17 protein-coding genes are annotated in these 13,256 nt (G+C 36.6%); all 17 read left to right on the forward strand.

Translation table 11 applies throughout. From position 1 onward, the window contains the following. Window positions 1-29 precede the first annotated feature (29 nt). The 17 genes from PFY10_11715 (at window position 30) to PFY10_11795 (ending at window position 13,253) form a co-directional block, all read left to right on the forward strand. Window positions 30-944: a dialkylresorcinol condensing enzyme DarA gene (locus tag PFY10_11715; protein ID WBV54903.1), complete on the forward strand. Its 915-nt coding sequence runs from the start codon at window positions 30-32 to the stop codon at window positions 942-944. 3 nt (window positions 945-947) lie between these two features. Continuing rightward, window positions 948-2,087 carry a beta-ketoacyl-ACP synthase III gene (locus tag PFY10_11720; protein ID WBV54904.1) on the forward strand — a complete coding sequence of 380 codons (1,140 nt, stop codon included), beginning with the start codon at window positions 948-950 and terminating at the stop codon, window positions 2,085-2,087. Further along, window positions 2,087-2,518 carry a hypothetical protein gene (locus tag PFY10_11725; protein ID WBV54905.1) on the forward strand — a complete coding sequence of 144 codons (432 nt, stop codon included), beginning with the start codon at window positions 2,087-2,089 and terminating at the stop codon, window positions 2,516-2,518. Before PFY10_11720 ends, PFY10_11725 begins: the two co-directional genes overlap by 1 nt. 5 nt (window positions 2,519-2,523) lie before the next feature. After that, window positions 2,524-2,964 (forward strand): ABC transporter permease, encoded by a 441-nt coding sequence (locus PFY10_11730; protein WBV54906.1) that lies wholly within the window; start codon window positions 2,524-2,526, stop codon window positions 2,962-2,964. 13 nt (window positions 2,965-2,977) lie between these two features. Next, window positions 2,978-3,382, forward strand: coding sequence for a hypothetical protein (locus PFY10_11735; protein WBV54907.1), 405 nt, complete (start codon window positions 2,978-2,980; stop codon window positions 3,380-3,382). 59 nt (window positions 3,383-3,441) lie between these two features. After that, window positions 3,442-4,437 carry a BtrH N-terminal domain-containing protein gene (locus PFY10_11740; protein WBV54908.1) on the forward strand — a complete coding sequence of 332 codons (996 nt, stop codon included), beginning with the start codon at window positions 3,442-3,444 and terminating at the stop codon, window positions 4,435-4,437. A gap of 1 nt (window position 4,438) precedes the next feature. After that, window positions 4,439-5,197, forward strand: coding sequence for an ABC transporter ATP-binding protein (locus PFY10_11745; GenBank protein WBV54909.1), 759 nt, complete (start codon window positions 4,439-4,441; stop codon window positions 5,195-5,197). After that, window positions 5,184-6,452 (forward strand): ABC transporter permease, encoded by a 1,269-nt coding sequence (locus tag PFY10_11750; GenBank protein ID WBV54910.1) that lies wholly within the window; start codon window positions 5,184-5,186, stop codon window positions 6,450-6,452. Before PFY10_11745 ends, PFY10_11750 begins: the two co-directional genes overlap by 14 nt. After that, window positions 6,442-6,870: an acyl-CoA thioesterase gene (locus tag PFY10_11755; protein ID WBV54911.1), complete on the forward strand. Its 429-nt coding sequence runs from the start codon at window positions 6,442-6,444 to the stop codon at window positions 6,868-6,870. The genes PFY10_11750 and PFY10_11755 overlap by 11 nt, the downstream gene beginning before the upstream one ends. Next, window positions 6,867-8,000, forward strand: a complete 1,134-nt coding sequence (locus tag PFY10_11760) for a beta-ketoacyl synthase N-terminal-like domain-containing protein (GenBank protein ID WBV54912.1) — start codon at window positions 6,867-6,869, stop codon at window positions 7,998-8,000. Before PFY10_11755 ends, PFY10_11760 begins: the two co-directional genes overlap by 4 nt. A 10-nt stretch (window positions 8,001-8,010) precedes the next feature. After that, window positions 8,011-8,550, forward strand: a complete 540-nt coding sequence (locus PFY10_11765; GenBank protein WBV54913.1) for a 3-oxoacyl-ACP synthase — start codon at window positions 8,011-8,013, stop codon at window positions 8,548-8,550. 53 nt (window positions 8,551-8,603) lie between these two features. Beyond that, window positions 8,604-8,861 (forward strand): phosphopantetheine-binding protein, encoded by a 258-nt coding sequence (locus PFY10_11770; GenBank protein WBV54914.1) that lies wholly within the window; start codon window positions 8,604-8,606, stop codon window positions 8,859-8,861. A 3-nt stretch (window positions 8,862-8,864) separates the two neighbouring features. Then, window positions 8,865-10,064 (forward strand): beta-ketoacyl-[acyl-carrier-protein] synthase family protein, encoded by a 1,200-nt coding sequence (locus tag PFY10_11775; GenBank protein ID WBV54915.1) that lies wholly within the window; start codon window positions 8,865-8,867, stop codon window positions 10,062-10,064. Further along, window positions 10,061-11,122, forward strand: a complete 1,062-nt coding sequence (locus PFY10_11780) for a beta-ketoacyl synthase chain length factor (protein WBV54916.1) — start codon at window positions 10,061-10,063, stop codon at window positions 11,120-11,122. The genes PFY10_11775 and PFY10_11780 overlap by 4 nt, the downstream gene beginning before the upstream one ends. 157 nt (window positions 11,123-11,279) lie before the next feature. Beyond that, window positions 11,280-12,032, forward strand: a complete 753-nt coding sequence (locus PFY10_11785) for a polysaccharide deacetylase family protein (protein ID WBV54917.1) — start codon at window positions 11,280-11,282, stop codon at window positions 12,030-12,032. Next, complete coding sequence (locus PFY10_11790) at window positions 12,029-12,655, forward strand: outer membrane lipoprotein carrier protein LolA (protein ID WBV54918.1); 627 nt, start codon at window positions 12,029-12,031, stop codon at window positions 12,653-12,655. Before PFY10_11785 ends, PFY10_11790 begins: the two co-directional genes overlap by 4 nt. After that, window positions 12,621-13,253 carry a hypothetical protein gene (locus tag PFY10_11795; protein ID WBV54919.1) on the forward strand — a complete coding sequence of 211 codons (633 nt, stop codon included), beginning with the start codon at window positions 12,621-12,623 and terminating at the stop codon, window positions 13,251-13,253. Before PFY10_11790 ends, PFY10_11795 begins: the two co-directional genes overlap by 35 nt. Window positions 13,254-13,256: the final 3 nt, after the last annotated feature.

Raw genomic sequence — 13,256 nt, forward strand, 5'->3', positions numbered from 1 at the left:
TTATATTTTTGTAAACAATAAAAATTTCCATGCAGAAGAACATACTTGTCTTATACTATACACAAACGGGCCAATTAGAGGATATTGTAAAGAATATTGCCCAGCCTTTTGAGGATAAAAAGGACGAATATAATGTCACCTATTATAGCATTAAGCTTAAGGAAGACTTCCCTTTTCCATGGCCAGGTGATGTTTTTTTCAATACATTCCCGGAGTCTTATTTACAGATCCCAAGAGAAATCCTTCCTCCGCCCGAAGAAGTATTGAATAAGAAATTCGATCTTATTATTTTCGGGTACCAGGTTTGGTATTTAACTCCCTCAATTCCAATTATCTCTTTCTTAAAAAGCGGTTATGCGGAAAACATTTTAAAAGACACTCCTGTCGTTACTGTTTCAGGAACCCGAAATATGTGGATGCTTTCGCAGGAAAAACTTAAGGTATATTTAAAAAACTTAAATGCAAAACTGGTCGGAAACATTGCATTGGTAGACAGACATGATAATTATACCAGTGTATTGACTATTTTGCGCTGGTTGACAACTGGAAAAAAAGAAAAATCGGGAATGCTTCCGGCAGCAGGAATTTCCGATGAAGAGATTGCCGGAGCCGGAAAATACGGTAACATCATCAAAAGGCATTTCGATAATAACCACTATGATAATCTGCAACCTGAACTGGTAAAGAACGGAGCTGTAGAAATCAGACCTTTTTTAGTAAGGGTGGAAAAAGTAGGGAACAAAATCTTTACTGTATGGTCTAACCTTATTATCAGGAAAAAAGAAAAGCGACCTATGCTTATCAAATTCTTTAAGGTATATTTGATGGCAGCGATATGGATTATTTCCCCTATTGTTTTAGTTTTTCACATATTGTTGGCACCTCTTTTGAGATCTAAAAGAATGAAAGAAAAAAAATATTTACAAGGAATAAATTTAAAATAAGAGATGAACGACGTATTTATAACCAAAGCTTCAACATACTTACCCAATGATCCGGTTTCTAATGATGAGATGGAAAGCTATCTTGGCTTGGTCAATGACACCCCCTCTAAAGCAAGAGCTTTGATCTTAAGAAATAATCAGATTAAAACAAGATATTACGCTTTAGATAAAAACAGCCAACCTACCCATACCAATGCCCAGATCACAGCAAGAGCTGTAGAAGGGTTGTTTGATGAAAATTTCACGAAAGATGATATTCAGTTATTATCTTGTGGAACTACTTCTGCAGATCAGATTCAGCCTTCTCATGCTTCGATGGTTCATGGAGAGCTGAATGTGGGAAAATCTATAGAAATCAATACCTCAACAGGACTTTGTAATTCAGGAATGAATGCCTTTAATTATGGTTTTCTTTCTGTAAAAGCCGGTGTACGTGATAATGCGGTTTGTGTAGGTTCTGAGAGATTTTCGGCCTGGATGACAGCAGATAAATTCAATCACGAAGCAGAAAACCTGAAACTACTGGAGGAAAGACCTATTATTGCTTTTAAAAGAGAATTTTTAAGATGGATGCTTTCCGATGGTGCAGGTGCTTTATTATTAGAAAACAAACCAAGGGAAAACAGCATTTCTTTAAAAGTAGAATTCATCGATTTCTATTCTTATGCACATGAAATTGAAGCTTGTATGTATTCCGGCTGTGAAAAGCAAGAGGACGGAAGCTTAAAATCATGGGCAGATTATCCATCTGATGAATGGCTGAAGCAGTCTCTTTTTGCATTAAAGCAGGATACAAAGCTTCTGGATCAATATATATTAGTAAAAGGGGCAGAAAGTTTAAGAGCTTCTTTCGACAAGCACCAGCTAGACCCTGAAAAAATAGATCACGTCCTGGCACATATTTCATCCGGTTACTTTAAAAATGGGCTTAAGGAAGAATTTGCCAAAAAAGGAATGGATTTCCCATGGGAAAAATGGTATTATAACCTTTCCGAAGTAGGAAATATTGGAGCTGGCTCTATTTTCATTGCTTTAGAAGAACTGATGAATTCAGGAAAACTGAAAAAGGGAGAAAAAGTACTTCTTTGTGTTCCTGAAAGTGGAAGGTTTGCTTACTCCTGTGCATTATTAACGGTTTGCTAATGGAAATCAATCTGCCAACATCTGATAAAAGTTTTGTGGAAAGTTTAATTCCACAGAGGTTTCCTTTTGTCATGGTGAATGAATTAACTGAATACTCTGAGAATCATTTGGTCTCGGGTTTTACGATAAAAGAAGACAATATCTTCTTGCAGGATGGAATATTCCAGGCATCGGGATTGATCGAACATCAGGCTCAAAGCGTAGCTTTGCATACAGGCTATAAGTATTACCTTTTAGGTAAAGAAGCTCCAACGGGTTATATAGGAGTCATCAAATCTTTTGACGCGGAATCTTTACCCAAACTTGGAGATGAGCTAAAAACAGAAGTGGCAATCCTCAACGAAGTAATGGGAGTTACATTAGTTAACTGTATTACGAAACTGAACGGACTAACTGTCGCAAGCTCTCAAATGAAAACTGTTGTAAAATAATAGTAATGAAAATTAAGGAAGACAATATCATCAATATCCATAACTTTTTACCTCATCGGGAACCGATGCTGATGGTGGATTATATTCTGGAATTAACAGAAGAAAATGTGATTACTTCCTTTCTGATAACAGCAGATAATATCTTTGTTCATAACAATGAACTTGTAGAAGCAGGATTAATCGAAAATTCCGCACAAACATGCTCCTCTATTGTAGGCCAGAGTTTTTTTGAAGGGCCCGAAATAGAAACAAAAGTGATCGGATTCATTACCAATATTAAAAAAATCGAAGTCTTTTCATTACCGAAAGTGGGTGATACGATCATTTCGAAGGCATCGCTTATTTCCAAATATGAGAATATATGCAATATCTTCTGCGAAACTTTTAATAATGATGAATTATTGATAAGAGCTGAAATCAATCTGTTTATTCAAAAACTATCATAATAAAAAACAGACTATGAAAAAGCAGGATCTTCCACAGGACGAAAGTAATCTGAAATCAGCGAACATGACCGAAGTGGTATATGTTACCGATGAAAATGACAATTATACAACAGCAAACAGTATTGGCTGGGAAGCCAAAAAGCTTGCCCTTGACGAATCCATGGCTCTTATTAATGAGAGGATAGAAGAAGCCCGGCAAAACGTTGCTGCTCAGACCGTAAGTCCCATCATTTATTTCATGGAATTAAATAAAATGGATATGGCTGTCCTTTCTGCATATGTCGGAATGTGGCAGTGGCGGATAAAAAGACATACCAAACCAAAAGTATTTAGAACACTAAGCGATACTGTGCTGAAAAAATATGCTGATGCATTTGGGATCACAGTAGAAGAATTAAAAAATTTCAATGGAAGATAATAAGATAAAGTACATAATTGATACTGATTCTATCTTCCCTGAAATAAAAAAATATAAGGATGAAATTGAATTTTGAACACCACCAAACCGCTCATTGCGAAAACGGTGTTGCCTCTAATTTATTACTCTATAAAGGTATAAAATTAAGCGAACCTATGATTTTCGGAATAGGTTCGGGGTTATTTTTTGTGTATCTGCCTTTCCTAAAAGTAAACTTTGCACCGGGCTTTAGCTATCGTCCGATGCCAGGTGCTATTTTCAGCAAAGCAGCAAAAAGATTGGGTATTAAAATTAAAAGACAAAAATTCTCAAATCCTAAAGATGCCCAGGTAGCATTAGAAAAAAACTTAGAGAACAATATCCCTACAGGACTTCAGGTCGGGGTTTTTAACCTTACGTATTTCCCGGAAGAATATAAATTTCATTTTAATGCGCATAATCTTGTCGTTTACGGAAAGGAAGACGGAAGGTTTCTGATCAGTGATCCTGTAATGGATTACGTAACCACATTATCTGAAGCTGAACTCGAAAAAGTAAGATATGCAAAGGGAGCATTACCGCCAAAAGGCCACATGTATTATCCCGTTTATATCCCTGAAAACATCCATTTGGAAGAAGCCATAAAAAAAGGGATTAAAGATACCTGTAAAAATATGCTTGCTCCCGTGCCTCTCATAGGAGTAAAAGCCATGAGATGGGTCGCGAAAAGTATTCCCAAATGGACTGAGAAAAAAGGAACGAAAGTGACCAACCATTATTTGGGGCAATTAATAAGAATGCAGGAAGAAATAGGAACCGGCGGTGGCGGATTCAGATTTATTTACGGAGCTTTTTTACAAGAAGCAGCAGAAATTCTTAAGAATGATCAATTAAGGGAGTTGTCAAAAGAAATTACAGCCATAGGTGATCTATGGAGAGACTTTGCTGTGGATATTGCCCGCGTTTATAAAAACAGGAATTCAAAAAGCAATATTTATCAGGAACTTTCGAAATCAATGCTTCATATAGCAGATCTGGAAGAAGCTTTCTATAAAAAACTAAGAAAAGCAATCTGATATGGCAGAGCATATTATTGAAATTAAAAATCTTTATAAAAAATACAAGAACTCTGATGAGTTTTCTGTCAATGATATTTCTTTAAATATCGACAAAAACGAAATCTATGGAATTCTTGGGCCAAACGGTGCGGGAAAAACGACCCTCATTTCCATGCTTTCGGGACTGATCAAGCCCACTTCCGGCCAGTTTACCATTAATGGTCTTTCACCACAGAAAAACAGTTTTAAAATAAAGCAGATCATCGGAATAGTTCCTCAGGAATATGCTCTTTATCCTACCCTTACTGCAAAAGAGAATTTGTTATTCTTTGGAAGCTTATATGGGCTCAAGCATAAAGCACTTCATAAAAGCATTGATGAATCCCTCGAAATTATGGGATTATCAAAATTTGCCAATAAAAAGGTAGAACAATTTTCAGGAGGTATGAAACGTCGTTGTAATCTTATTGCAGGAACACTTCACAATCCTAAAGTCCTTTTCCTGGATGAGCCTACCGTAGGAGTAGATGTACAATCCAAAAAAGTGATCATTGATTTCCTTCAGGAACTCAATAAAAACGGAACCTGTATTATTTATACCTCCCACCATCTTTCAGAAGCCGAGGAATTTTGTACAAAAATTGCCATTATCGACAGAGGGAAGATCCATGCTACAGGGACCCCGGAGGAGCTTGTTGCACAGATAGCTTCCGCCGAAAATCTGGAAGACGTTTTCATTTCATTAACCGGAAAAGAACTAAGAGATGTTGTTGTATAAATTGTGGAGAAGTTTTATTAAAGAAATCCTTTTATTAAAAAGGGATATCGGAGGGATCGTTATTATTTTTGTGATGCCTTTGCTGCTTATCGTTACGATCACATTGATTCAGGATTCGACTTTTAAAAATCTGGAAGGATCCAAAATACCAATCATTTTTATCGATAAAGACAAGTCTGACGTTTCTCAAAATATAAAAAAGGAACTGGAAAACAGCAAGACATTTCAGCTTCTGACCCATTACAACGAAAAGTCCGCCCGGGACGCCGTTTTTTCGGGCGAATATCAGATGGCCATTGTCATTCCTGAAGACTTAACCAAAAACCTGAATTCAAATATAGAATCCAAAGTTCAGACGATCGTAAGTTCTTTCGGACTGGAAACTGACTCCGCAGCTGTAAAAAAAACAGCTCCAAAGACAAAAGATATTCATTTATATTTTGATCCTGCAACCAATGCAGGCTTCAAAAACTCCGTGATGAATTCTGTGAATAAAATGATCTTTGAGATTGAAAATAAAAAAATTTACAAAGCTTTCCAGAATCAGCTCGGAACAACAGAAAACCTGGAGGAAAACAAGAATCTCATCAGCTTTAAAGAGATCACTCCATCGAAAGGCAATGTGGAGATAATCCCGAATTCTGTTCAGCATAACGTTCCTGCATGGACATTATTTGCTATCTTTTTCATTGTAGTCCCTCTTTCCATCAATCTGGTTAAAGAAAAAAGCCAGGGCACCAGTGTTAGAGCCAGAGTGAGTCCAACACCTTATTATATTCATATTCTCGGTAAAACATGTACTTATCTGATCATTTGTATGATTCAGTTTTTACTGATGGTTGCTGTAGGTATATACCTTTTCCCATACATGAATCTTCCGGCTTTCGATGTGTCGGGAAAAATGTTCCACCTTATTGTGGTTACTTTATTTGCCGGGCTTGCCGCTATTGGGTTTGGGGTTTTATTGGGAACCATTGCAGATACTCAGGAACAGTCTGCGCCTTTTGGCGCAACATCTGTTGTTGTATTGGCTGCTATTGGTGGAATCTGGGTTCCCGTGTTCCTGATGCCTGAATTTATGCAGCATATGGCCAAGTTCTCACCTATGAACTGGGGACTTAATGCGTATTACGATATTATTTTAAGAAACAGTGGAATCACCGATATAGCGAAAGAGCTTATTTTATTATTTTTATTTTATATCGCTATGGTCACAATTTCTATTTTTTACGAAAGGAAAAAAAATGCAGTCTAAAGAAAAAAATATTACCTTTTCTGAACAAGTCAGAGTAAGATTCAATGAAACAGATCCTTTGGGAATTGTCTGGCATGGTCATTATATTGTCTATTTTGAAGACGGAAGGGAAGCTTTTGGAAGGGAGCACGGACTTTCGTATCTCGACATCCAGAATGCCGGTTACCTTACTCCTATTGTAAAAAGCACATGCGAGCATTTTCTTCCCTTAAAATACGGAGAAACCTTCAGGATAGAAACTACTTTTGTGAATTCGGTTGCGGCAAAACTGATCTTTACTTATGAAATATTCAATCAGGATAATAAACTGGTTTGCAAAGGCGAGACCATTCAGGTATTTTTAGATAATGACGGAAATTTATGCCTCTATAATCCCGACTTTTTTCAGAAATGGAAAGATAAAATGAAATTGTCATGATGAAGGAGATTTACATAACTGATTATAACTGCGTCACTCCGCTGGGTATGAACCTCAACGACAATTGGCATGCTCTGTTGCAAAACCAGTCCGGAGTTGCTCAGCATCCAATTTTAGAGAACCAGGAAGCAGTATATGCTTCAATGGTGGATACTGAAAAATTAAATACAGAATTCAACAGCCATTTTCCCGACCAGAATTTCACCCGATTGGAAAAAATGTTCCTGTTGTGCTTAAAACCTTTAATAGAAAGGCACGACATTACTACAGAAACAGCTTTTATATTATCTACCACAAAGGGAAATGTGAGCTTACTAAAGAATCAATCTTCTTTACCAGAGGGGGCATTTCTTTCTGTCCTGGCACAAAAGATCGCTGATTTTTTTGGATTTAAATCAAAGCCCATTGTTGTTTCTAACGCCTGTGTTTCAGGAGTGATGGCTATTGGCGTAGCTAAAAACCTGATTCAATCGGGAAATTATAAAGATGCTTTTGTCATTGCAGGTGATGAAATCACGGAGTTTGTTATCTCCGGTTTTAACTCTTTTCAGGCTCTGGCAACAGAACCTTGCCAGCCTTATGATAAAAACCGAAACGGAATTAATATCGGAGAGGCTACGGCAGCGGTATATCTAACTGCCGGGACAATTTCAACCGATCAGTTTAGGTTTAAAATTCTCGGAGATTCTGCTATTAATGATGCTAACCATATTTCAGGTCCCTCAAGAACAGGAGACGGACTGTATAAAAGTATCAGGAATGCCATGGCAGAAGCTAAAGTAGCTGTCACTGATATTGATTTTATCTCTGCACACGGAACAGCAACCCTGTATAATGATGAAATGGAAGCTGTTGCTTTTAACAGAATGGAGCTTCAACATGTCCCTTTGAATAGTATGAAGGGGTTTTACGGACATTGTCTTGGTGCATCGGGATTATTAGAAAGTATCATTTCAATGGAAAGCGCTTTACACAATACCCTTCTTCCCTCCAAAAACTTTAAAGAGATGGGTGTCTCCCAACCTCTGCATATTATAAAAGAACAGCAACACTCAGAAATTAAATATATTTTAAAAACCGCTTCAGGTTTTGGAGGATGTAATGCTGCAATTGTTTTAGAAAAATGTTAAACCGGATAAGATGAAGAAAACAGCTGTTTGCACTATAGAAAACTCTACAATTACCATGAACGGGAATATGGTCTTCTCAAATAAGGAAACAACATTTCAGGAGTTTGCTAAAGAAGCCTACAAGAACCTTGATCTTAATTATCCTAAGTTCCATAAAATGGATCCGCTAAGCAAACTTGCTTTTTTAGCCGCAGAAATGCTTCTGAAAGATCAGGATAACAGCAAAACCGCTTTGGTTTTTGCCAATAAATCATCAAGCCTGGATACGGACTTTAAATATCAGGAAAGCATCAATTCCAACGAGAATTATTTTCCCAGCCCTGCGGTCTTTGTGTATACATTGCCTAACATTTGTGTAGGAGAAATAAGCATCCGACATAAAATGCAGACTGAAAATGCTTTTTTCGTTTTAGACGAATTTGATGAAAATTTTTTAAACAATTATGCCCAGCAATTACTGAAGTCCGGAAAAGCAGAAAATGTATTGTGTGGCTGGGTGGAACTATATCAGGAAAGTTATAAAGCTTTTGTATATTTGCTCGCATTATAAAATATCATTGGTAATCTGGCACATTGTTATAGGGTTACCTTAAAATAATAATTATGGAAGATTTAAAATTAGAATTAAAACACAAAATTATAGAAGTTCTTAACCTTGAAGATGTAGCTGTTGAGGAAATCAAAGACACAGACCCGTTATTTGGTGGTGGTTTAGGATTAGACTCTATTGATGCGTTAGAACTGATTGTTCTTCTGGATAAGGATTATGGAATAAAATTAGCTGATCCAAAGAAAGGAAAAGAAATTTTTCAATCTATCGATACGATGGCAAAATTCATCGAAGAAAACAGAACAAAATAATTAATGGGTCATAAAATTGCCATAACAGGAATGGGCATCATTTCTTCCGTTGGCAACAACGTGGAAGAAAATTTTATTTCGCTGACAACAGGCCGGCATGGCATTTCGGACATCCAAATGTTTGAAACCCGCCATGCAGGACATATTAAAACAGGTGAAATAAAACAGTCTAATGAAGAACTTGTACAACACCTTCAGCTGAATGAAGACAACAATGTTACAAGAACCTCTTTATTGGGAATGATTGCTGCAAAAGAAGCTGTAGAAAATGCAGGAATTTCCGATATCAATGCCTTCAGAACAGGCCTGATTTCCTCGACTAGTGTCGGAGGAATGGATATTACTGAAAAGTATTTCTACAACTATGAAGACTTTCCTGAAAAGCAAAAATATATTGATGCTCATGATGCAGGAAACTCCTCTTTAGCCATTGCAGATTATCTGGGCTTAAAAGGAATGGTATCAACAATAAGTACCGCATGCTCATCGGCAGCGAATGCGATCATGATGGGAGCTAAGCTTATTAAAAATGGGGTGCTGGATCGTGTGATCGTAGGCGGAACAGATTCTTTATCCAAATTTACACTCAATGGGTTTAATACCCTAATGATTCTTACTGATTCTTATAATACTCCTTTCGACCAGAACAGAAAAGGATTGAATCTAGGTGAAGCAGCAGCTTTTCTGGTGCTGGAGTCTGATGAAGTTGTAAAAAAAGAGAATAAAAAGGTTCTTGCCTATCTTTCAGGTTATGGAAATGCAAATGATGCCCATCATCAAACCGCGTCGTCTGAAAACGGACAAGGTGCCTATCTTGCGATGCAGCAGGCATTAAAGGTTTCCGGAATCAACAAAGAGGAAATTAACTACATCAATGTTCATGGAACAGCCACTCCCAATAATGACCTGTCGGAAGGAATTGCAATGATCCGTATTTTCGGAGAAGGAAATGTTCCCGAATTCAGCTCCACCAAAGCTTTTACAGGACATACATTAGCCGCTGCGGCAGGAATAGAAGCAGTTTATTCCATTTTAGCCATTCAGCACGGCATTATATTTCCGAATTTGAATTTTAAAACTCCTATGGAAGAATTCAACCTGGTTCCGGTTACTGAACTTAGGAAAAAAAATATCAACCATGTCTTATCCAACTCATTCGGATTCGGAGGAAATTGTTCAACCCTAATTTTCTCCAAGCCATGAGTTCAGTGTATATCAATGGGGCCTCATGTATTTCGGTACAGGATACATTAGCTGAAGATTTTTTTGGTCAGTTCAAACCTGAAAACTCTGTACCAATTGTAAAAGCAATAGAACCGGCATATAAAGAATTTATTCCCGCAGCAATGATCAGGAGGATGTCTAAAACGGTAAAAATGAGCTCGGTCGCATCTCACTATGCCTTGAAAGAGGCTGGAATAGAAAAACCGGATGCCATTATTGTAGGAACCGGAATGGGCTGTTCTCAGGATTCTGAAAAATTCTTAAAAAATGTAATCGACAATCACGAGGAATTTTTAACTCCAACTTATTTTATTCAGTCGACGCACAATACCGTAGCCGGCCAGATTGCTTTGGCTCTACAATGCCACGCTTATAATTTTACTTATGTCAATACTTCTTCAGCTCTAGAGTTTTCCCTACTAGATGCCAAACTTCAGCTTACCGATGATGAGGCTGAAAATATACTTGTTGGCTCTACGGATGAACAGACCGAAAGAACAATGGAACTTTACCAGCTCCGCCACATCATTAAAAAAACCGAACATTTTCCTGTTGATTTTTTAACATCAACAACAAAAGGTGTACTATGGGGTGAAGGTTCAAGCTTTTTTGTCATTGGAAAAAATAAGGCGGAAAATTCTTATGCCCAGATCAGGGACATTCAAATAACCAATAAACTTGAACAGCAGGAAACCGAAAGATTTATTGAAGCTTTTCTCGTGAAGAATAATCTTTCTCTTACCGATATTGATGCCGTAATTTTAGGATTCAGTGGCGATCAGGAATCGGATACGTATTATAAAACAGCAATGAATCTGTTTCCTGAATCAGCATTGCTATATTATAAACATTTAAGCGGAGAATACAATACGGCAAGTGGTTTTTCAACATTCATGGCATGTCATATTCTGAAAAATCAACAAATCCCGGAGATCATGATGATCAATTCTATAAAAAAGAATGCGATTAAAAATGTGCTTTTGTACAATCATCTTTTAGGAAATGATCATAGTTTGGTATTGTTAGAAAAGGTATGATAGGATAAAAGGACGGAATTTTTAATCTTTACATTTCAAAATCGTTAAATTGTAAGCGGGTAACACCTTGTATGTTCTCAATTTTTTAGATTTTTCGTTCTGCTGTGTCAAACCCCGGATGAAAAATTTCAGATTGGAAATTCAAAAAAACAATACAATGAAGCATTATTCAATGATCCTGTTTTATATATTCTGTAATGTATTTATTTATGCATTTCACGGGAGCTTTTGGGTATATGTATTCTGCTTTTTGCTTTTTTCGGCATTTGTGGTTTGGGGTTCCTTTGATATTAAGCTGGGCTATTTTGTGAATAGCATTACCCATAAAAAAACAAAAGTTAAAGAGGTTGCCCTTACTTTTGATGACGGACCGACTGAGTTTACACCTCAATTTTTAGATCTGCTTCAGGAACATCACATCAAAGCAACATTTTTTTGTATTGGAAAACAAATTGAGAAATATCCTGATACGTTCAAAAGGATTATTGCCGAAGGTCATAACATTGGAAACCATACGTATACCCATTCTAACTCAACGGGTTTTCTACCGACAGCAAAAATGACTGATGAAATAGCAAAATGTGATGAAATAATTGCTTCTGTGGGAAACACCACAACCGTATTATACAGGCCTCCATTTGGAGTGACCAATCCTTCCATAGCTAAAGCAATTAAAAGAAACGGAAAAATAAGTATCGGCTGGAATGTACGATCGCTGGACACCGTTATAGAAGATGAAAGGAAAATCTACAAAAGGATTACATCTAAAATAAAACCCGGCAGCATTGTGCTTCTTCACGACACTTCAGAAAAGACCTATCGTGTTTTGGTAGATTTATTGCTATTTTTGAAGGATAAAAAGTATTCTGCTTTTACTATTGATTCAATTATAAAATCAAATAAAAAATGATTAAAAATATTGCTTTCGGAGCATTTTTATTGGTTTCAGGTTTCTTTTTTGCTCAAAACACAGCAATGACAGGAACCGAGGCAAAGGCGTTTGTAACGAAGGTATCATCTGAAACACAACAAATCAAAACTTTGCAGAGCGACTTTACCCAAACCAAAAAAATGGATTTCCTGGATAAGAACATTGTCACCTATGGTAAGATGTCTCTTAAATCGCCCAATATGCTAAGCTGGAAATACACCAAGCCTTATCAATACAGCATTGTTTTTAAGGAAAATAAGATCTTTATCAATGATCAGGGGAAGAAATCCTCTGTTGATGCAAAAAGTAAAACATTTGAAAAAATTAACAAACTTATTGTAGGAAGCTCCAATGGAAAAATGTTTAGTGATCCCGAATTCATCGTCACTTACTTCAAAAGTTCTGCTTACAATATTGCAAAATTTACTCCTAAATCTGCTCAGCTCCTGAAGTACATCAAACAGATCGAGCTATATTTTCCTAAAAATGAATCCACCGTTGCCCAGGTCAATATGCTGGAAGCATCAGGAGATACGACGAATATAGTTTTCAAAAACACAAAGATCAATGCCCCGATTTCTGCATCAGAGTTTTCTTTATAGTACTCTTCTACTGTTTTTCATATCCTGTAAGACCTATCAGCTTACTGATTTAAAACCTGCACCAGGCACTGAGAAATCTGTTGAGAACTTATATTTTTCTTCAAAAGAAGATTATGTGTATAAATGCCAGATCGATATTTATAAAAATCACGTCAGTGGAATTCTTATCATAAAAAGGATCAACGAAACTACACATCGCGTGGCATTGACATCAGATTTTGGAAATAAACTTATTGATTTTGAAATTTCAGATCAAGATTTCAAAATCAATTATATCATTCCTGATCTCGATAAGAAAATCGTAAAAAACTTCCTGAAGAATGATTTTCAACATCTTCTGAAGCAGACCTATCCGGTACAGGAAAGTTTTGAAAATGATCAGTCAAAGATTTTTGTCTCTCAGGAAGACCACAACAAGTATTATCTGTTTTTTGATAAAAAGGACGGCTTGCTTCATCAGATCATGTATACAAGGAATAATAAAGCAAAAATCGATTTTACTTTTGAAGCAAAAAAACATATATTCGCGGATAGTATCAATCTTCAACATAAAGATTTCAAGATCAATATAAAGTTAGTTCAAATAACAGAAACCTAGTAA

Source organism: Chryseobacterium daecheongense (assembly GCA_027920525.1).
GTDB lineage: Bacteria > Bacteroidota > Bacteroidia > Flavobacteriales > Weeksellaceae > Chryseobacterium > Chryseobacterium proteolyticum.